The sequence below is a fragment of the Methylobacterium sp. P1-11 genome (assembly GCF_008329595.1).
Taxonomy (GTDB): domain Bacteria; phylum Pseudomonadota; class Alphaproteobacteria; order Rhizobiales; family Beijerinckiaceae; genus Methylobacterium.
This window is the reverse complement of record NZ_NPKS01000002.1, coordinates 36,320-56,811: the sequence shown is the minus strand read 5'-3', so window position 1 is coordinate 56,811 and position 20,492 is coordinate 36,320. Positions and strand designations below refer to the sequence as shown.

16 protein-coding genes are annotated in these 20,492 nt (G+C 70.2%); 7 read left to right on the top strand and 9 right to left on the bottom strand.

Annotated elements, in window-relative coordinates; translation table 11 throughout:
• Positions 1–301: 301 nt before the first annotated feature.
• Positions 302–1,684, top strand: a complete 1,383-nt coding sequence (locus tag CIW48_RS02380) for a 2-hydroxycarboxylate transporter family protein (protein WP_149308739.1) — start codon at positions 302–304, stop codon at positions 1,682–1,684.
• Positions 1,685–1,708: 24 nt separating this feature from the next.
• Positions 1,709–3,016 (top strand): MFS transporter, encoded by a 1,308-nt coding sequence (locus CIW48_RS02375; RefSeq protein ID WP_149308737.1) that lies wholly within the window; start codon positions 1,709–1,711, stop codon positions 3,014–3,016.
• Between the two features lie 13 nt (positions 3,017–3,029).
• On the opposite strand, the gene CIW48_RS02370 is transcribed toward CIW48_RS02375, so the two are convergent.
• Positions 3,030–3,683 carry a GntR family transcriptional regulator gene (locus tag CIW48_RS02370; RefSeq protein ID WP_149308735.1) on the bottom strand — a complete coding sequence of 218 codons (654 nt, stop codon included), beginning with the start codon at positions 3,681–3,683 and terminating at the stop codon, positions 3,030–3,032.
• Between the two features lie 116 nt (positions 3,684–3,799).
• Here CIW48_RS02370 and tcuA point away from each other — a divergent pair, with 116 nt between their 5' ends.
• From tcuA to CIW48_RS02355, 3 genes are all read left to right on the top strand, one after another.
• Entirely contained in the window at positions 3,800–5,296 is a 1,497-nt protein-coding gene (tcuA, locus tag CIW48_RS02365; protein WP_149308733.1) for an FAD-dependent tricarballylate dehydrogenase TcuA, read from the top strand.
• 130 nt (positions 5,297–5,426) lie between these two features.
• On the top strand, positions 5,427–8,591 hold the full coding sequence (gene addB, locus CIW48_RS02360) for a double-strand break repair protein AddB (RefSeq protein ID WP_149308731.1): 3,165 nt from the start codon (positions 5,427–5,429) through the stop codon (positions 8,589–8,591).
• Positions 8,592–8,700: 109 nt separating this feature from the next.
• Positions 8,701–9,195 (top strand): VOC family protein, encoded by a 495-nt coding sequence (locus CIW48_RS02355; RefSeq protein ID WP_173009156.1) that lies wholly within the window; start codon positions 8,701–8,703, stop codon positions 9,193–9,195.
• Positions 9,196–9,394: 199 nt separating this feature from the next.
• Here the strand turns inward: CIW48_RS02355 and CIW48_RS02350 are convergent, their stop codons facing one another.
• From CIW48_RS02350 to CIW48_RS02335, 4 genes are all read right to left on the bottom strand, one after another.
• A complete protein-coding gene (locus CIW48_RS02350; protein WP_091774887.1) occupies positions 9,395–10,624 on the bottom strand; it encodes an acyl-CoA dehydrogenase in 1,230 nt (409 codons plus the stop codon).
• 112 nt (positions 10,625–10,736) lie between these two features.
• The gene (locus CIW48_RS02345; protein WP_149308729.1) at positions 10,737–11,666 is read right to left on the bottom strand and encodes an AEC family transporter; all 930 of its coding nucleotides are present in this window, start codon (positions 11,664–11,666) and stop codon (positions 10,737–10,739) included.
• A gap of 121 nt (positions 11,667–11,787) precedes the next feature.
• On the bottom strand, positions 11,788–12,267 hold the full coding sequence (locus tag CIW48_RS02340; protein WP_149308727.1) for a hypothetical protein: 480 nt from the start codon (positions 12,265–12,267) through the stop codon (positions 11,788–11,790).
• A 93-nt stretch (positions 12,268–12,360) separates the two neighbouring features.
• Positions 12,361–13,563 (bottom strand): aminotransferase class V-fold PLP-dependent enzyme, encoded by a 1,203-nt coding sequence (locus tag CIW48_RS02335; protein ID WP_149308725.1) that lies wholly within the window; start codon positions 13,561–13,563, stop codon positions 12,361–12,363.
• Between the two features lie 107 nt (positions 13,564–13,670).
• Between CIW48_RS02335 and CIW48_RS02330 the strand changes: the two genes are divergently transcribed.
• A complete protein-coding gene (locus CIW48_RS02330) occupies positions 13,671–14,189 on the top strand; it encodes a TspO/MBR family protein (protein ID WP_149308723.1) in 519 nt (172 codons plus the stop codon).
• A 15-nt stretch (positions 14,190–14,204) separates the two neighbouring features.
• On the opposite strand, the gene CIW48_RS02325 is transcribed toward CIW48_RS02330, so the two are convergent.
• The 4 genes from CIW48_RS02325 to CIW48_RS02310 form a co-directional block, all read right to left on the bottom strand.
• On the bottom strand, positions 14,205–14,732 hold the full coding sequence (locus CIW48_RS02325; protein WP_091775672.1) for a phosphate-starvation-inducible PsiE family protein: 528 nt from the start codon (positions 14,730–14,732) through the stop codon (positions 14,205–14,207).
• 117 nt (positions 14,733–14,849) lie between these two features.
• Positions 14,850–15,407, bottom strand: a complete 558-nt coding sequence (locus CIW48_RS02320) for a DUF4337 domain-containing protein (protein ID WP_091774876.1) — start codon at positions 15,405–15,407, stop codon at positions 14,850–14,852.
• Between the two features lie 231 nt (positions 15,408–15,638).
• Positions 15,639–18,776, bottom strand: coding sequence for an efflux RND transporter permease subunit (locus CIW48_RS02315; RefSeq protein WP_149308721.1), 3,138 nt, complete (start codon positions 18,774–18,776; stop codon positions 15,639–15,641).
• Positions 18,777–18,785: 9 nt separating this feature from the next.
• A complete protein-coding gene (locus CIW48_RS02310; protein WP_149308719.1) occupies positions 18,786–20,069 on the bottom strand; it encodes an efflux RND transporter periplasmic adaptor subunit in 1,284 nt (427 codons plus the stop codon).
• A gap of 176 nt (positions 20,070–20,245) precedes the next feature.
• Here CIW48_RS02310 and CIW48_RS02305 point away from each other — a divergent pair, with 176 nt between their 5' ends.
• Entirely contained in the window at positions 20,246–20,428 is a 183-nt protein-coding gene (locus CIW48_RS02305) for a hypothetical protein (RefSeq protein ID WP_091774868.1), read from the top strand.
• Positions 20,429–20,492: the final 64 nt, after the last annotated feature.

The window sequence follows — 20,492 nt, the reverse complement described above, 5'->3', positions numbered from 1 at the left end:
GCCGGTAGCGGGGCCTCGGTCCCGCCGCCTGTCTCCGTGCGCCACGCCCTCAAGGCCCGGCACCGCGCCGGGCTCTTTTTCATGCCCCGTGACAACGATGGAGGCCGGTCTTTAATCCGGGCTCGCGGAACAGGTCGGGCCCTTTGTTCCCTGGATCGCGTTGCCGCCTCCTGTTCCCGCTGATACGCCGAATGTCACTTTATCTCCGCTGATCGTGCGGAACTCGACGAACCGCGGCCCATCGCGTGGCCGCGGCGAAGGGCGGCAACGGCCCGCATGCGGTCAGATATCGGGGGACGCCATGACCAGCACCGCTTCGCCGAGCCCCCTTCCGTCACCGGCGGACCGTCGGGCGGATGAAGCGCGCGCAATCCGATTCTGGCCGGATGTCTGGTGGCGCCTCATCGACTTCAAGATCGGCATCATACCGCTGCCGATCTTCGTCGTGCTGGCGATCCTCCTCACCGTCCTGGTTCAGGAGGGCGAGATCAAGCCCGACGGGCCGACCATGATCGCCGTGCTGGTGATGGGCGGCTTCACCTGCGCGGAGATCGGCAAGCGGATCCCGATCCTGAGGAATATCGGCGCCGGCGCGATCTTCGCGACCTTCATCCCCTCGGCGCTCGTCTACTACGCGCTGGTGCCGCCGCAGATGGTGAAGGCGATCACCGATTTCACCAAGTTCACCAACTTCCTCTACATCTACATCGCCACCATCATCGTCGGCTCGATCCTCGGGATGGACCGCGAGGTCCTGATCAAGGGCTTCCTCAAGATCTTCGCGCCGTTGGCGCTCGGATCGGTGGCGGCGGCCCTGGTCGGCACGCTGGTCGGCACGCTCCTCGGCCTCGGCCCCTACAAGACGTTCTTCTTCATCGTCGTGCCGATCATGGCCGGCGGCGTCGGCGAGGGGGCGATCCCGCTCTCCATCGGCTACGCGGCGATCCTCGGCCTGCAGCAGGGCGTGGTCTTCGCGCAGGTGCTGCCGCCGGTGATGCTGGGGTCTCTCACCGCCATCATCTTCTCCGGCACCCTCAACTCCGTCGGCAAGCGCTATCCCCACCTCACCGGCGAGGGCCGGCTCCAGCCCGATTCGGACGGCATCACGTCGAGCGACGCGCAGGCCAGGGCCGAGGCGGCGAAGGGTCAGATCGACCCCGCCACGATCGGGGCGGCCGGGCTCACGGCGATCACCCTCTACCTGCTCGGCGTCATGGCCCACCACCTCGTCGGCCTGCCGGCGCCCGTGGCGATGCTGTTCCTGGCGGTCTTCGCCAAGCTCGCCAGCGCGGTATCGCCCCATCTCCAGGCCGGCGGATTCGTGGTCTACAAGTTCGTGCAGGTCTCGATGACCTACCCGCTGCTCTTCGCCATCGGCGTCGCGCTGACGCCCTGGCACGAGCTGATGGCCGCCTTCACCCTGGTGAACCTGATCACCATCGTGTCGACCGTGGCGACGCTGATGGTGACGGGCTTCTTCGTCGGGCGCTGGCTCGGCATGTATCCGATCGAGACCGCGATCGTGAACGCCTGCCACAGCGGTCAGGGCGGCACTGGCGACGTGGCGATCCTCACCGCGGCCAACCGCATGGCGTTGATGCCCTTCGCGCAGATCGCCACCCGGATCGGCGGTGCCCTCACCGTGACCGGAACCATCGTCGCCATGAAGTGGATCGGTGCCTGACGGGCACCCAGGGAGAAGTTGGTCATGGCCGGTGATCCGGGGGCCGTCGGGGCCACGCTGAAGTCCAGGATCGGGGCGATCCTCCGCTCGACAAGCGGCAACTTCCTGGAGATGTTCGACTTCTTCCTGTTCGGGTTCTACGCCACCTACATCGCGCGGGCGTTCTTCCCCGCGGGCAACGAGACCACTGAGCTGCTCCTGACCTTCGGCACGTTCTGGCTCGGGGCGCTGATGCGGCCGCTCGGGGCGATCGTGCTGGGCGCCTATATCGACCGGATCGGGCGTCGGAAGGGCCTGATCATCACCCTGGCGATCATGGCGAGCGGCACGGTGCTGATCGCCTTCTGCCCAAGCTACGACACCATCGGCCTTGCGGCGCCGCTGATCGTCCTCGCGGGTCGCCTGCTGCAGGGCTTCTCGGCCGGCGTCGAGATCGGCGGCGTCTCGATTTACCTGTTCGAGATCGCCACGCCCGGGCGGCGCGGCTTCTACACGTCGTTCCAGTCGGCGAGCCAGCAGGTAGCGATCATGTTCGCCGCCCTGATCGGCTACGGGCTGAACGCGTACCTGACCAAGCAGCAGATCGGCGATTTCGGCTGGCGTATCCCGTTCCTCATCGGATGCCTGATCGTGCCGTTCATCTTCTTCATCCGGCGCTCGCTCCAGGAGACGCAGGACTTCGTCAAGCGGACCCGCCATCCGACCACGCGCGAGATCCTGACCACGGTGGCCGCCAATTGGCGGATCGTGCTGCTCGGCATGATGCTGACCACGATGACGACGGTGACCTTCTACATGATCACCGTCTACACTCCGACCTTCGGCAAGAACGTCCTCAAGCTTACCGAGACCGACAGCCTAATCGTGACGCTCTTCGTGGCGATCACCAACTTCATCTGGCTGCCCGTGGGCGGGGCCCTGTCGGACGCGATCGGGCGCAAGCCGGTGCTGCTGACGATCTCGACCCTGTCGCTGCTGACGACCTACCCGGCCCTGCATTGGCTGGTGGCCGACCCGACCTTCGGCAAGATGCTCGCCGTCGAGCTGTGGTTCTCGTTCTTCTTCGGCGTCTATAACGGCGCGATGGTCGTCTCGCTCTCCGAGGTGGTGCCGGCCCATGTGCGGGCCAGCGGCTTCTCCCTGGCCTACAGCCTCGCCACCGCGCTGTTCGGCACCGCCACACCGATGGTCTCGACCTACCTGATCGAGAGAACCGGCGACCGGGCGGCGCCGAGCTACTGGCTCATGGCGGCGGCGGCCTGCGGCATCGTCGCGACGCTCGCCCTGTTCCGGGGCCGCCCGGGCGTGCAGCGCGTTCCGGCCCACGCCTGAGTGCCGGCGCCGCTCACGCCTCCTGCCAGATCCGGATCCGGGCCTTGAAGGCGGCCCGGATATGCGTCCGGGCCGCGGCCTCGGCGCCGTCCCCGTCATGTGCGCGGATCGCCGCCACGATCGTCGCGTGCTCCGCCAGGGATTCGGCGGCGCGATCCGGCGCCGCCAGGGTCGTGGCGCCCGGCAGCAGCACCAGCGACAGGCGCATCGTCTCCAGCGTGCTCTGCAGGAAGCGGTTGCGTGCCGCCCCGTGGATCTGCCGGTGGAACAGGCGATTGGTCCGCGCCAACGCCGGCGCGTCGCCCAGCAGCGTCCGGTCGCGGGCGACCATCTCCTCCAGGATCTCGGTCTCGACCGCGCTGGCGTGGATCGCCGCGAGGCGCGCGGCCGTCCCCTCCAGCACCTCGCGCAGGTCGTAGAGTTCGCTCACCTGCCCGTAATCGAGCTGCGCCACGCTGGCGCCGCGGTGCGGCTCGTGCGCGACGAGGCCCTGCGCCTCCAGCCGCCCGAGCGCCTCGCGCACCGGGGTGCGGCTGATCTGGAATCGCTCGGCGAGTTCGGCCTCGCGTAAGCGACTGCCGGGCACCAGCTCGCCCTCCTCGATTGCCCGCAGCAGCCGTTCATAGGCGCCGGCGCCGCTGGAGCGCTCCGCGTCAGTGGCCTTCATTCCCGGCTCTCCTCGGCTCGGCCATAGCGCGAAACCGGGGACGCCGAAACGCTTGCCGTAGATTGCATGCACTCGTATACAATGCGGCGAGATCGATCGGCAAAGGGGAGGCAGGCATGCAGCGTCCGGACGATGCGCGTTGGGATGTCGTGGTGGTCGGGTCCGGCAATGCGGCCATGAGCGCCGGCCTCGCCGCCCTGGAGTGCGGCGCCTCGGTGCTGATGGTCGAGAAGGCCGGGCGGGATCTGGCCGGCGGCAACACCGCCTACACGGCCGGCGCCATGCGCTTCGTCTACGCGGGCAACGACGACCTGGTCCCGTTGCTGGTCGACCCTGAGGATCCGCGCCTGTCCCGCACCGATTTCGGCGCCTACACAGCGCAGCAGTTCGAGGAGGACCTGCTCGGCTTCAACGATGGGCGGCCGCTGTCGCGCGAGCAGCGCATCCTGATCGACGAGAGCGGCGCGGCCCTGCGCTGGCTCGCGACGCAAGGGGTGAAGTTCGAGCCGATCTATTCCCGGCAATCGTTCGAGAAGGACGGCCGCTTCGTGTTCTGGGGCGGCCTGACGCTCGCCACGCACGACGAGGGCTTCGGCCTCGCCCGGGCGGAGCTGGAAGCCTTCACCAGGGCCGGCGGTGAGATCCGCTACGGCTGTCCGGCCACCGGCCTAATCGTGGAGGACGGACACGTCGTCGGCGTGGAGACGCCGCAGAGCGCGTTCCGCGCCAAGGCCGTCGTGCTCGCCTGCGGCGGCTTCGAGTCGAACGCCGCCCTGCGCACGCGCTTCATCGGCGAAGGCTGGGACAAGGCCCGGGTCCGCGGCACGCCCCACAACCAGGGTGACGGGCTCCAGATGGCTCTGGATCTCGGCGCGAAGGCCCACGGCTTCTACGGCGGCTGCCACGCGACGCCGATGGACCTTCACACCCCCGATTATGGCAACCTCGACCTGCCGCACGGCGAGCGCAAGCACTACCGGAAGATCTGCTACTTCCTGGGCCTGATGCTGAACGCGAACGGCGCGCGCTTCGTCGATGAGGGCAAGAATTTCCGCAACTACACCTACGCCCAGTTCGGCCGCTCGATCATGGAGCAGCCCGGGCACGTGGCGTGGCAGGTCTTCGATGCGAAGGTCGATCACCTGCTCTACAGCGAGTACCGGTTCCACGACGCGCATTTCATCGAGGCCGACACCCTGGACGGGCTCCTCGACAGGCTCGAGGGCATCGACCGCGCGGCGGCCAAGCGCACCATCGCGGATTTCAATGCCGCCGTGGACGAAAGCGTGCCCTTCGACCCGACCGTGAAGGACGGGCGCGGCACGAAGGGTCTCGCTCTGCCGAAGTCGAACTGGGCGCAGAAGATCGAGACCGGGCCGTTCAAGGCCTATCCGGTCACCGGCGGCATCACGTTCACCTACGGGGGCGTCGAGGTCGGCGACGACGGTGGCGTGAAGCGCGCGGACGGCAGCACGATCACCGGCCTGTATGCCTGCGGTGAGATGGTGGGCGGCGTGTTCTTCAACGGCTATCCGGGCGGCTCGGGGCTGACCTCCGGCGTCGTTTTCGGCCGCCGCGCCGGCTACGGCGCCGCCGCGGGGGCGCGCGGGTAAAGGCATCGCCTGAGCGCGCCGCTCTCTTTCCCGCACAGACGGGAGGGCAGCGCGTGATGAGGCATCCGGATCGCGCCAGCGGCCCATCGCCCCCTGTCCGGAACCCACGCGCGGGCGTAGAAGCCCGACCATGCCCCCCCGACAGGCCGTCTTCACCATCTCCCGCGGCGCCCCGTTTTTGCCGACGCTCGCCGAGGCGCTGCTCTCCGGCCGGCTCGTCGGGCCGGTGGCGGACGACCCGCTGGCGCTCGCCGCCGTGACCATCTACCTGCCGACCCGCCGCGCGGCCCGGGCGCTCGGTGCGATCCTGGCCGAGAGGCTCGGCCGGGACGCGCCCGGGCAAGCCACCCTGCTGCCGCGGATGATCCCCCTCGGCGAGGCCGACGAGGCGGAACTCGACCTCGCCGCCGAGCCTCTGCTGGAGGAGAATGCCGACCCCCTGAGCGTCCCGATGCCGCCGCTGGAGCGCCGGCTGATCCTGGCCCGACTCGTCCAGGCCTGGGCCAAGAGCGTCGACCGGACCCTGCTGCCGCTGGATGCCGAGGTGCCGTTCCTCGTGCCGTCCTCCCCCGCCGACGCGGTCGGGCTCGCCGGCGATCTCGAACGGCTGATGGATGCGCTGACCGTCGAGGGCCTGCCCTGGTCGGAGATCGGCGCTGCCGTCGAGGCCGAGTATTCCCGCTATTTCGGCTTGACCCTCGACTTCGTGAAGATCGCCGCCGAGAACTGGCCGAAGCTCCTGGCCGAGCGAGGCCTCGCCGATCCCGTCGCCCGCGCCCGCGGCCTCATCCTCGCCGAGGAGCGGCGCCTGTCGCGCGGCGCGACCCCGGACCCGGTGATTGTCGCCGGCTCGCTGGGCTCCGTGCCCGCCACCGCCCGCCTCATCGCCGCCGTGGCCAAGCTGTCGCGGGGCGCCGTGGTGCTACCCGGACTCGACCTCGATCTCGACGCCGCCGGCTGGGACGGCATCGACACCGGCGAGGGCTTTTCCCGCGTCATCGCCCACGGCCATCCGCAGGCGGTGCTGCACCGGCTGCTGGGCCCGGAGAATCTCAACCTGAGCCGCACGGAGATCGCCGCCCTCGGCGAGCCCGATTCCGGGCAGGCCGCGCGGGCCACGCTCCTGTCGCAGGCCCTGCGGCCGGCCGACACCACCGACGCCTGGGCCGCCCTCGACCCGGTCGAGCGCGACACGATCGCGCGGTGCGGTCTCGACGGCTTGGCGCTTGCCGAGGCCGCCGACGAGCGCGAGGAGGCCCTGGTCGCGGCGCTGGCTTTGCGCGAGACCCTGCAGAATCCCGGCGCCACCGCGGCCCTGGTCACGCCCGACCGGGGCCTTGCCGGCCGGGTCGCCGTCGAACTGCTGCGCTGGGGCATCGTGGCCGAGGATTCCGCCGGGCTGCCGCTCGCCGGCAGCCCGGCCGGGCGGCTCGCCCGGCTCACGGCGGAACTCGCCGCCGACCTCGCCCGCAACCAGGCGGACGCGATCCCGGCGCGGCTGATCGCACTGCTGTCGCACCCGATGGTCCATCTCGGCCTGACGCGTCCGGACGTGGTCCGGGGCGCCGCGGCCCTGGAGATCGGGCTGCTGCGCGGCCCGGTCCCGGCCCCCGGCTTCGACGGCCTGCGCAACGCCCTCGCGGCCGAGCGCGCCGGACCGCCCGAGCATCGGCCTCGAGCCAAGCGCCGCCTGAAGGATATCGACTGGGCGCTGGCCGCGGATCTGCTCGACCGCCTGGATCTGGTGTTCCGGGATTTCCCGGGCCCGGACGGGGCGGGCGAGTGCGACCTCGTCACCACGGCCACACGCCACCGGGAGGCCTGCGACCGGCTGATCGCCGGGCCGGAGGACGCGCCCGAGACGGAGATGGACGGGTCACTGTCCTGCCTCGACGCCCTGTTCGACGACCTGGAGATGGCCGAGCCGGGCCTCATGCCGGGGCGCTTCGACGATTACGCCACCTTCTTCACGTCGCTCGCCCGGGAGCGCACTGTCGCCTGCACCGGCGAGGCGCCGCATCCTCGGCTGCGCATCCTCGGCCTTCTGGAGGCGCGACTCCTGTCGGTCGACCGCGTGGTGCTCGGCGGGCTGGACGAGGGCGTCTGGCCGATGCGCACGCTGACCGACTCGTTCCTCAACCGGCCGATGCGCGAGCGGGTTGGCCTCAACCCGCCCGAGCGCCGCATCGGCCAGATGGCCCACGACTTCGTGCAGGCGCTCGGCAGCCGGGACGCGGTGATCACCCGGGCGCTGAAGCGCGAGGGCGCGCCGACCGTGCCGTCGCGCCTGATCCAGCGCCTGCGCGCACTCTCGGGCGATTCCCGTTGGGAGACGGTCCTGGAGGCGGGACGCCGGTTCACCGGCCTCGCTGCCCGCCTCGACGCGGCGCCGCCGGAGCCGCGACTGAAGCGGCCGGCACCGAAGCCGGACCCGGCCCTGTTCCCGCGCTCGCTCAGCGTCACCGAGATCGAGACGCTGGTGCGCGATCCCTACAGCATCTTCGCCCGCCACGTGCTCGGGCTCGACCCGCTCGATCCGCTGGCTGCGGCGCCGGGCGTCGCCACACGCGGCTCGCTGGTGCACGACGTCTTCGCGGAATTTGCCAGCCGCCATCCCAAGGACCTGCCGCCGGATTCGGCGGAGCGGCTGCTGAACCTGGCCGTGAACGCCTTCGCCGATATCGAGGCGGAGTACCCGAACCTCTACGCCGAGTGGTGGCCGCGCTACGAGCGCATGGCCTCGTCCTATCTCGAATGGGAGGCGCAGCGCCGGCCCGGCCTGACCCGGGTCTACCCGGAGGTCTCCGGGCGCTGGGTGATCCCGATGGGTCGCGAGACCTTCACGCTGCGCGCCAGGGCCGACCGGATCGAGCTGCGACCGGACGGCACCGCCTGCATCGTCGATTACAAGACCGGCGCGCCGCCCTCGGCGAAGATGATCTTCTCCGGATTCTCGCCCCAGCTGACCCTGGAGGCGACGATGCTGATGCACGGCGCCTTCGCGGATCTGCCGGCCGTGAAGGCGACGCCGGACCTGCTCTACGTCCACGCCTCGGGCGGCCGGAAGCCATTCCTGCCGATCCCCGTGAAGCCGCCCCGGGGCGAGGCGCGCGACGTCGCGACGATCGTGGCCGAGCATGCCGAGCGGCTGCGGGGGCTTGTGGCCCGGTTCATGACCGGAGAGGCGGCCTACACGGCGCGGCCCTATCCGCAATTCGCGAGCAAGTATGGGGCCTACGACCACCTCGCCCGGGTGCTGGAATGGTCATTGGCCGGGGAGGAAGGCGGGGAATGAGCCAGGGTTCTCGCGAATCGCGGTAGGATCAGGGTCGGCCCGGGCTGCGGTTGCGGGAATGCCAGCCTTGCGCCGCTCCTGGCCACCCGATGCATGCCGGAGCGTTTCGATGACCGACGAGGTGAAGCTCCTGACCGATCCCGCCGCCCGGGCGCGATCCCTCGGTACGGGTACCGCGCCTCAGGGTGGCATCGGAGCGCTCGTCCCGGAACTGTACGTGACGAACCTTGATGCGAGCCTGCGCTTCTGGTGCGAATTGCTCGGCTTCGCGATCGCCTACGATCGCCCGGCCGCGCGCTTCGCCTTCCTGACGCGCGGCGCAGCGCAGGTCATGCTGTGCCAACGCAACGGCACCTGGGAAACCGCCGCGCTGGACTATCCGTTCGGCCGGGGCATGAATCTGCAGACGATGATCGAGCCGCTAAATCCAGTCCTCGCTGCGCTCGAAGCGGCAGGCTGGCCGCTGTTCGAGGCGCCGACTGAAGCTTGGTACAGAGTCGGAGACGCGGAACACGGCCAGCGGGAATGCCTTGTGCAGGATCCTGATGGCTACCTCGTCCGCCTCGCGGAGGACTTGGGAGTCCGCGCTCCGGCAGGGGGTTAAGGCGTTCGCGCCGGCGGATCCGGCCAGCCATTTTCTCTTCCCCTTGTGGGAAGGGGCCAGGGGTGGGGGGGCAGAAGGCACCGGAACGATCCATCCTGCATCACCCCCATCTCCAACTCCTCCCCACAAGGGGGGAGAGAGCTCGGCAGCCAGCGATGTGTGAATAACAAGCCCACACGCAAGAAGGGCCCGTCAAACCTCAGAAGAACGCCTGCAGACCCGTCTGCGCCCGGCCCAGGATCAGCGCGTGGACGTCGTGGGTGCCCTCGTAGGTGTTCACGGTCTCGAGGTTCTGGGCGTGGCGCATCACATGGTACTCGCCCATGATGCCGTTGCCGCCGTGCATGTCCCGGGCGGTGCGGGCGATGTCGAGCGCCTTGCCGCAATTGTTGCGCTTGACGAGCGAGATCATCTCGGGCGCCATCCGGCCCTCGTCCATCAGCCGCCCAACCCGGAGCGAGGCCTGGAGGCCGAGCGCGATCTCGGTCTGCATGTCGGCGAGCTTCTTCTGGACGAGCTGGGTCTGCGCCAGGGGGCGGCCGAACTGCTTGCGCTCCAGCGTGTAGCTGCGGGCGCGGTGCCAGCAATCCTCTGCGGCGCCCATCGCGCCCCACGAGATGCCGTAGCGCGCCCGGTTGAGGCAGCCGAACGGCCCCTTCAGCCCCGAGACGTTCGGCAGCAGCGCGTCCTCGCCGACCTCGACGCCCTCCATGACGATCTCGCCGGTGGTGGAGGCCCGCAAGGAGAGCTTGCCCTTGAGCGTGGGGGCGGACAGGCCCTTCATGCCCTTCTCGAGGACGAAGCCGCGGATCGCGCCCTCGTGCGCGTCGGACTTCGCCCAGACCACGAACACGTCCGCGAAGGGCGCGTTCGAGATCCACATCTTGGCACCGGAGATCCGGTAGCCGCCGTCGATCTTCTCGGCCTTGGTCTTCATTCCGGCCGGGTCCGAGCCGGCATCGGGCTCGGTGAGGCCGAAGCAGCCGATCCACTCCCCCGAGGCGAGCTTCGGCAGGAATTTCTGGCGCTGCGCCTCCGAGCCGTAGGCGTGGATCGGATACATCACGAGGGAGGATTGCACGCTCATCATCGAGCGGTAGCCGGAATCCACCGCCTCGACCGCCCGCGCCACCAGCCCGTAGGCCACGTAGGAGGCGCCGGCGCAGCCGTACTCCTCCGGGAGCGTCACGCCGAGGAGGCCGAGCTCGCCCATCTTCCGGAACAGGCCGGGATCGGTCTTCTCGGTGGCGTAGGCCTCGACGATTCCGGGGAGAAGCTGCTCCTGCGCGAAGCTCTGGGCGACATCGCGGATCGCCCGCTCGTCCTCGGTGAGCTGATCCTCAAGCAGGAAGGGATCGTCCCAGACGAAGCGAGCCGAGGCCGGGGCCGACGGGGAGGCGCTGCCCGGAGGGCGCATCGGAGCGTTCATCGAAATTCCTCGCCTGCAGGTGAGCGCAGTCTTCGAAGCCCGCGCGGTTGGGCCTACCCTAGACCCGCGCGGCGCCCGGTCCAACGCGCTCGGTGACGCCGGGGCTCCGCCGTCACGCCCGGCCGAGGAGCATCAGCCACGCCAGGGTGGTGAGCGGCGCCAGCAGGGTCGAGACCAGCACCGAGGCGGCCACCATCCCGGTCTCGGTCTTGTAGCGCGCCGCCAGCAGGTAGGCGTTGATCCCCACCGGCATGGCGGCGAACAGGGTGGCGACACCCGCATAGGCGGGCGGCATCGCGAAGACGTGGAAGGCCAGGATCCAGACCGCCAGCGGGTGCAGGAGATTCTTCAGGAGCGCGATCACCAGCGCGCCCTTCAGGTCGAACAGCACCCGGTAGCGCTTCAGGCCCGCGCCCAGAGCCACCAGCGCGCAGGTGGAGGCAGTCCCCGCGAAGGCGTCGATCAGAGACCGCACGATGCCGGCCGGCGCGAGTCCGAACCCCTTCATGGCCATGCCGATGAGCAGCGCCACGAAGATCGGGTTGCGGAGCAGCACGAGGACGAGCCCACGGATCCGCGCCAGGACCGGCAGGCCGGAATCGGACTCGATCAGGAAGGTGGCGCTGCCCATCATCAGCGGCAGGTGGACGGCGAGCAGCATGAACAGCGGGAAGGCGCCCTCCTCGCCATAGGCCTGGAGGATCATCGGCACGCCCACGAACACGGTGTTCGACTGGCTCGCCGCGAAGCCGTGCAGGATCGCGCCCCGCCGGTCGATCCCGGCGCGACGCCGCGCGATCAGCGTGCCGACGAACCAGGAGATGCCGGCACCGCCGAAATACGCGACCCAGTAGGACCACGCGACGGTCCCGCTCATGCCGGGCTTGGTCAGGGTGGCGATGATCAGCGCCGGCACCGCGACGGCGAAGACGTATTCCGACAGGCCGTCGCTCACCTTGTCGGAGAGGAGGCCAGCGAGGGCCGCCGCCCAGCCGATCAGGACGATCCCGAAGATCGGGGCGATGATGGCGAGGGCGTTCACGGGTCCTGGCGGCGTGCGGGGCGGCGGGAGGTCCGCCCATAGCATGCCGCCGCACTCTCAAGCGTCGGCGCCCGGTGAATGGGTCGGCGGCGCGCCGCGGCGGTGCGCCCCGAGGCTTGCCCTACTTGTTCTCCAGCACCTTGATCGGATCCGTGCGCTGGCTCGCTGGCGGCTCCTTGGTGAGATTGGCGCCGCCCTCCCGCTGCACCTTGACGTCCCGCGGCGAGCCCGGACCGCCCACCGCGCGGCCGCCGTCGCTGTTCTGCGTCGGCACGGTGCCGGAGGCGAGTTCCAGGCACGTCACCATCTCGACGTAGGACGGATAGCCGCCCGCCTTGAACTGGCTCTCGCACTGGCGCTTGGCGGCGGGGGTGTAGCTGCTCCAATGCCGCTCGGCCTCCTTCTTGGCATCGCGCTCGGAGCGGAGGCAGCCGTCGTAATTCGCCTTGTCGCTGATCGTCGTGTTGGCGACCTGCGCCGACTGGCAGGTCCGCTCGACGTCGAGATCGGGCACCGCGTCGGCGCGGGCGGAGACCGGCGCGAGCGCCAGGGTGAGCAGCACGAAGGTGCCGGGAACCATCGTGCGGATACGGGTCGTCATGTCGTCAGGCTCGTCATCTGTGGCGCCCAAGCGCCGCTGGATCTGGCGGCACAACGCGCCAGGACCGCCCTCGGCACCATGCGGGGGCGTCAATCAGCCCCCGTGTGCGGCGCGCAGCGCCTGATCCAGGTCGCCGTATAGGTCGTCCGTGTCCTCGATGCCCGTGGAGAGGCGCAGGAGATCCGGCGGGCAGGGGCTGCCGGGACCCTCCACCGAGGCGCGGTGCTCGATGAGGCTCTCGACGCCGCCGAGCGAGGTCGCCCGCTTCCAGAGCCGCACCCGCGCCGCGGTGGCGACGGCGCCGGCCTCGCCGCCTACCACTCGGATCGACAGCATGAAGCCGAACCCGCCCCGCATCTGCCGGCGGGCGACCGCGTGCCCGGGATCGTCCCGCAGCCCCGGATAGAGGACGTGGCTCACATGCGGGTGCCCGGTGAGGCGCTCGGCAAGGCGCAGGGCGCCTGCCGCCTGCGCCGCCGCCCGCAGGTGCAGGGTCCGCAGCGAGCGCATCAGCAGATAGGCCTCGAACGGCCCGAGGATGCCGCCGCTGCCGGCCCGGATACCCTGGATCCGCCCCCAGAACGTGTCGGGCGTCGCGCCCGCCAGCACGCCCGCCACCACGTCGGAATGGCCGTTCAGGATCTTGGTGGCCGAGTGCATCACGATGTCGGCGCCGAGTTCCAGGGGGCGCGTGTGGACCGGCGAGGCGGCGGTGGAATCGACGGCCAGACGTGCGCCCGCCGCGTGGGCGATCTCCGCCGCGGCGGCGATGTCGGTGACCGTCCAGAGCGGGTTGCCGGGGGTCTCGATCCAGACGAGCTTCGTCCGGCCGGGCTCCACCGCGGCGCGCAGGACGTCGAGGTCGTCCGTGTCCACGAAGGTCAGGGTGAGGCCTCGCCGGGGCGCCTCCTCGCGCAGCCATCGCTTCAGCGCCCAGTACATGACCGTTCCGGCGACGACGTGGTCGCCGGGCTCCAGGGCGCCGAACACCGCGGTCGCCGCCGCCATCCCGGAGCCGAACAGCAGCGCGCCGGCGCCGGCGCCCTCCAGCATCGCCAGGACCGCCTCCGCCTCGCGCACCGTGGCATTGTCGGGCCGCGCGTAGCTGTAGCCCGAGCTGTAGCCGTTGTCGGGATCGCGGATGAAGGTGGTGGAGACGTGCAGCGGCATCACCACCGCCCGCGTCTCGGGCTCGATCCGGCCCATCGCCTGGGCGGCGAGGCTCCGCCGGGTGAAATCCGGCGCTTCGTCGGTCCGGGTATCCGTCGGCCCCTGCGGCGCGGTAGGCTGTGACATCTGGCGATTCTCGGCGGATGGAGACGGGCGCGTGCCACGGCGCGTGGGCCCCGGCAAGCCGCGCGCCCGAGCCCTCTCCGAAGCCATGCCCGTGGAGACCATCGACCATGACTGCCGCCACACGCGTCCCCGAGCGACCGCCCCTGCCGCCCTGGCTGCGCCTCGCGGCCGCGATCCTGCCGGTGGCGGCCACCGCGGCCATCGGCTCGCTGGCGACCCAGGCCGAGATCCCGGGCTGGTACGCGAGCCTGAACAAGCCGGTCTTCAACCCGCCGAACTGGGTGTTCCCGGTCGCCTGGACGATCCTCTACACGATGATCGCGGTCGCGCTCTGGCGGCTCCTCGGCGCCATGCCGCGCACCGGGCCGAGCCGCCAGGGCTGGTGGCTCGCGCTGGCCGCCTTCCTGGTGCAACTCATTCTCAATGCCGCCTGGACGCCGGTTTTCTTCACCGCCCACGCAATCGGCGCGGGGCTGATCGTCGTGGCGATGCTGCTGGTGATGGTGCTCTGGACCATCCGCCTGACTTGGCGTTTCGATAGGATCGCGGCCTGGCTCCTCGTGCCCTACGCCGCCTGGGTCGCCTTCGCGACGCTCCTCAACGCTGCGATCCTGCGGATGAACTGATCCCGCATCCGGGCATCAGGCCTCGCCGGCCGGCTTCTCCTCGCCGGCCGGTCTGCCGTCGTCGCGGGCCCGGTGGAGGAGGAAGATCGCGAAGACCATCGTGACGATCAGGCCCGCCAGGACGCCGAGTTCGATCATCGAGGCCTGAAACAGCGCCTGCTTCTCGGGCGACCAGTCCTTGGCGTGGGTGATCTCCGAGGATTGCAGGGTGATGACCAGGACCCGCCGGATTGAGGCAATCAATCCGACGATCAGGAACGGTTCGCAGGTCAGCGCCCCGGACCGCATCGAGACCCGCACCGTGTGCAGGATCTCGATCAGCATCAGCAGGAACAGCAGCCGGTCGATCACCTCCAGGATCTGTGCGGCGCCGCCGAGCGCCCGCATCGCCGCCCAGGTCAGCCCCGCGGCATCGACCAGCGCGATGAGGGCGGTGAGCGCCAGCAGGAGGCCGAGGGCCGCGTAGATCGCGTGTTCGGTGTGCAGGAAGATCGCGCTGGCGATCTTGGTCAGGCGTCCCTGTTCTTCTGATGGGTCCGACATCATTCCCCCCTGGAACGGGCCGAGACGATCAGCTTCCGGCGTGCGCGTCCAGTCCGGCGGCGCGCAGGTTCGATCGATCGGGGCTGGCGTTACACCGCTCCCGGCCCGGGACGTCGCTTAGTGGAAGAACGGCAGCGCGTGCGGTGCGAGATAGCCGAAGCCGAGGAGGGCCGCCCCGGCGAGACCCAGGAAGCCACCGGCGAAGACCAGCAGGGTGATGCCGGTGATGACCTCAGCCGAGGCCAGCACGATGCCGATCTGGAAGGCCGCCGAGGCCAGCTCGTAATGGTGGTAGCGCAGCAGCGCGAGGTCGCGCCGCTCCTCGGAGGCCCGCGCCTTCGCGGTCAGCTCCTTGCGGCCCTCGCCCGTGGCGGGCTCCGACTCCCACCGTGCCAGGGTCTTGGCCCACTCGGCGCGCTTGGCCGCGATCGCGTCCTGGTTGGGCCCGGGCGGAACGAGCGCCAGGGCTTCGTCGGCGGTCTTGAGCACCGTCGAGCGGATCGTGCGGGCCTGGAAATAGGCCCATTGGTTCGCGGCCTCGACATTGGCCCCGATCGAATCCGTCTGCGACGCCTTGCCCAGCGTCTCGCTGAACGCGAGGAACAACGCCAGCACCGAGATCAACAGCGCCACGCGCTTGTTCGACCCCTCGATCGCCCCGTGACCACCCGACATCGTTTCGCGCGTCTCCGTTGATTCGACGGGGGCGAGTCACAGCCTATTGCGGCGCTGCGCGCAATGCGCGCCGCCGACTCAAGGGCCAAGAACGCCGATCTGCCCGCTCAACCTCCTCGATTGGCGTATCGACGTCAGTCCGGGCCCTGCTTCGCGGCCCTGGGATGACGGTGTGGATGAGACTGACCGACGGCCTGCGGCCCCCGCCTGCGTGGCCCCCGCTGATCCGCTCTATTCCGCGGCGATCCGCGGCGGCGCGGGCCGCCCGTCATTGGCCGGATCCCCGGGCGCGTACGCGGGTTCATCCTCCGGATCGTCCCGCTGGCCCACGAAGCGGCCGAGCAGCCGCCCGAGAAACCGGGACAGATCGTCCATCAGCACGAAGATCGCGGGCACGAAGACCAGCGACAGCACGGTCGAGACGATCAGGCCGCCGATCACCGCCACCGCCATCGGCGCGCGGAACTCGCCGCCGATCCCGTAGGCCAGCGCGGAGGGTACCATACCGGCAGCCATCGCGATGGTGGTCATCACGATCGGTCGCGCGCGCTTGCGGCCGGCATCGACGATCGCGGTGTTGCGGTCGACGCCGGCGCGGATCTGCTCGACGGCGAAATCCACCAGCATGATGGCGTTCTTGGTCACGACGCCCATGAGCATCAGGATGCCGATCACCACCGGCATCGAGATCGGCATGTGGCAGATCAGCAGCGCCAGGATCGCGCCGCCGATGGAGAGCGGCAGCGAGAACAGGATGGTCAGCGGCTGCAGGAAGTTGCCGAACAGCAGGATCAGGACGCCGAACACCATCATCAGGCCGGCGCCCATGGCCAGGGCGAAGCCCTCGAAGACCTCGCCCATCACCTCGGCGTCGCCGGTCTGGCTGATCGTCACCCCGGGCGGAAGGTTCTTGGCGGTCGGCAGGTTCATCACCTGGGAGATCAGCTCCGCCAGGGCGTCGGTGCCCTGCATGTCGCCCTCGAGGGCGACGCGCACGGCGCGGTCGTAGCGGTCGATGCCGGTCGGCCCCTGGCCGAGGCTGATGTCGGCGACGGTGGCGAGCGGCACGGCGGCCCCGCCCTTCACCGGCACCTTCAGGGTCTCGAGTTCGGAGAGCCGGCCGCGCAGGCTCTCGGGGAGCTGCACGCGGATCGGCACCTGCCGGTCGGTGGCGTTGAACTTGGCGAGGTTCATGCCGATGTCGCCGATCGTGCCGACCCGCACGGTCTCGGCGATGGTGTCGGTGGTGACGCCGAGATCGGCCGCCACGCCGGGCTTCGGCCGGATCCGGACCTCGGTCCGGTCGAGCGGCGCCGTCGACATGACGTTGACGAGGTGCGGGACCTGCTGGGCTTCGCGCTGGAGCTTGGCGGCTGTCTCGGCCACCACGGCCTTGTCGGGGCCGGCGATGATCAGCGCGAGATCGCGCTGGCCGCCCTCGCGCAGGGCCCAGAAGCGCAGGTCCGGCTCCTCCCGCAGGATCGCCGCGACCTCCGCGTCGACCTGCTTCTGGGTTTTGTGGCGGGTGTTCTTCGGGGTCAGGTTGATGGTGAGGCTCGCGAGCCGCACCTCCTTCTTGGCCGGCAACTGGCGGCCGCCATCCACGAACACGCTCTTCACTTCGGGCAGCGCGCGGATCTTGTCGACGATCCGGTCCGCCACCCGGACGGTGTCGGGCAGGCGGGCGCCCGGCGGCAGCTCGACCACGAACAGGGTGCGAGCCTGATCCTCCGCCGGGAGGAAGCCCGCGGGCAGCAGGCCCGTGGAGGCGATCGACGCGGCAAAGCACGCGATGCCGAGCACGAGCGTGATGAACTTGTGGCGCACCGACCACGCCACGAGGCGGGTGTAGCCCCGCATCACGAACCCGTCGCGCTCGTGGTCCGGCCCGTGGTCGCGCAGGAAATAGGCGGCGAGCAGCGGCGTGATCAACCGCGCCACCAGCAGCGACATGAACACGGCCGCCGCGATGGTGAGGCCGAATTGCTTGAAATACTGGCCGGCGATCCCGCCCATGAACGAGACGGGCGAGAAGATCGCGATGATCGTCGCCGTGATGGCGATGACCGCGAGCCCGATCTCGTCGGCGGCCTCGAGCGACGCGCGGTAGGGCGACTTCCCCATCCGCATGTGCCGGACGATATTCTCGATCTCCACGATCGCGTCGTCCACCAGGATGCCGGTGACCAGCGTGATCGCCAGCAGGCTGACCGCGTTGAGTGAGAAGCCCAGCGCGCTCATCACCCAGAAGGTCGGCAGCACCGAGAGCGGCAGCGCCACGGCGGCGATCAGCGTCGCGCGCCAGTCGCGCAGGAACAGCAGCACCACCACGACCGCCAGCGCCGCGCCCTCGATCAGGCCCATCATGGCCGAGTGGTAGTTGCCGATCGTGTTCTCGACGCTGGTGTCGATCAGGTCGAAGCGCACGTCGGGATTCGCCGAGTGCAGCGCCGCGATCTTCTTGGCGACACCCACCGACACGTCGGCGTCGCTGGCGCCATTCGCCCGGGAGATCGCGAAGGCGACCACCGGTTCGCCATTGAAGCGCGCGAAGGTGCGGGGCTCCTCGGCGGTGTCCGACAGGGTCGCCAGCTCGTCGAGGCGGACCTTGCGGTTGCCCGGCACCACGATCGACGTCTTGGCCAGGGTTTCCAGGCTCGCCGAGGCGGCAAGCGCCCGGATCGACTGCTCCTGGCCGCCGACCTCGGCCCGGCCGCCGGCCATGTCGGCCGAGGTCAGGCGCAGCTGCCGGTTCACGTCGGCGGCGGTGATGCCCAGCGCCAGCAGGCGGTCGGGCTTCAGGGTGACGCGGATCTCGCGGGCGACGCCGCCGAGGCGCTCGACGCCGCCGACGCCCTTCACGCTCTGCAGGCCCCGGGCGACGACGTCGTCCACGAACCACGACAGGTCCTCGGGCGTCATGGCGGGCGCGGAGGCGCCGTAGACCATGATCGGCAGGCCGGCGATCTCGACGCGGGAGACGATTGGCTCGTCGATGGTGCGCGGCAGGTTCTGCCGGATCTTGGCGATGGCGTCCTTGACGTCGTTGGTCGCCCGATCCTGGTTCACCTCCAGGCGGAACTCGATCGTCGTCGTCGAGGTGCCTTCGGTGATCGTGGAGAGGATGTGCTTGACGCCCTTCACGCCGGCGACCGAATCCTCGACCCATTTGGTAACCTGGGTCTGAAGCTCCGCGGGCGCGGCGCCCGACTGGGTGATCGTCACCGAGACGATCGGGATGTCGATGTTGGGGAACCGGGTGATCGGCAGGGCGCGGAAGCTCACCAGCCCCAGGATCATCAGGACCAGGAACAGCACCACCGACGGCAGCGGCTTGCGGATCGCCCAGGCGGAGACGTTGAGGCGCATGGCTCGGTCCTACCGCGGGGCCGCGTCGGCGATCGGCGTGCCGGTGTTCGCCGGCACCGGGCGCACCCGGTCTCCGTCGCGCAGGAAGCTGCCCGCGCGGGCCACGACGCTCTCGCCGGCGGCGACGCCTGCGCGGATCTCCGTGAAGCCCTCCGCGGAGAGGCCCGTGGTCACGGGCCGCGCTTCGACGCGCCCATCCTTCGCCACGAGGACGCTGGCGCGGCCGTCGGCGGCATAGAGCAGGCTGGAGACCGGCACGGCAACGCCCGTGCGGCGCGCGACCTCCACGTTGCCGCGCGCGAAGGCGCCGATGCGCAGGACCGGATCGTCGCCGAGGCGGATGCGGACCTTGCCGAGCCGCGTCGCCCGGTCGACCTCCGGGTAGACCCGGCGCACCTTGCCGACGAGGCGGCGGCAGTCATCGAGGTCGAGGCTCGCCGGGTTGCCGACCTGGATGCGCGCCAGGGAGGTCTCGGGCACCTCGCCTTCCAGCTCGATCTCGCCCCGGGCGATCAGCCGGAACAGGGGCTCGCCCGCCGCGGTGGCGGCGGCGCCGATCCGGGCGGTGCGGCGGTTGATGATCCCGGCCTCGGGCGCCCGGATGTCGGTGCGGGCGCGCCGCAGGGCGATCTCGGCGCCGGCGGCGCGCGCCGTGGCGAGGTCGGCCTGGGCGGATTGCAGGCCGCCCTTGGCGGCGGCGAGGCGCCCCTCGGCACCCTGCGCCGCCGAGACGCGCTGCTCCAGCACGGCCGCGGTGGCGTTGCCGGTCTTCGACAGCGCCTGGGCGCGTTCCAGGGATTGGCGTGCCTCGACGTTGGCGGCCTCCGCCTGAACGATCTGGCTCTGGGCCTGCACGATGGCCGCCTCGGCCCGGGCGATCGCCGCCGCGTTGGAGGCTTCCTGGGTCACGATCATTTCCAGCGACAGCTTGGCGAGCACCTGACCCTTGGTTACGCGGTCGCCCTCCTCGACGAGGAGATCGGTGATCCGCAGGCCCTCGACCTCGGGGGAGACGAGGATCTCGTCCCGGGGCACCAGCGTGCCGGTGACGACGGCCCGCTCGACGATCTCGCGGCTCTCGGCCGGCACGACGGTGACCGCGGGTGCGATGGCGGCGGCGTCGGGGACCGCGGCAGTCTCGACGGCCCGGGCCGGTGACGCGACGAGGATCGCGAGCCCGCACAGGACGCTGAGGCGGGAGGCGCGCCAACGGACGTATTTCACGGTGGGGGCCTCGCAATCGGCGCTAAGCTGGTATTGCCTCTCTCTCGCTGCGCAGGTCGGCGTTTTCATGGCGAGCCATCCCGGATCGGATGAGCATAGCGCCATCGGGCGAGGCCGTCGCCGGGTCTGGCGCCGCATGGCGTCGCGGCTGCCGGAGCGCGGCCGTTTCCAGCGATCAACCTGCAACCACCCGGGTATAGCGACGTTAGCTCCGCGATGGTCTTGTCGCGACCGGGGAGGGATCGATGAGTATTTTCCAGATCAGACAAAAGAAGAGCGGCGCCGTTCTCTGGACCGGAGCGGCCGATGACGAACAGACGGCCCTCGACGCCATGGCGCGAGAGGCCGGGTACCGGGATTTCTCCGCGATTCCAGACGCGATCCGGGGCGACGGGATCGAGGCGGCCAAGCTCGACCTGATCTCCTGAGGCTCGGCCGCTAGGGAGGCTGCCGGAGCGGGCTTCGCTACGGCGGACTTGCGTTCGAGGGTAA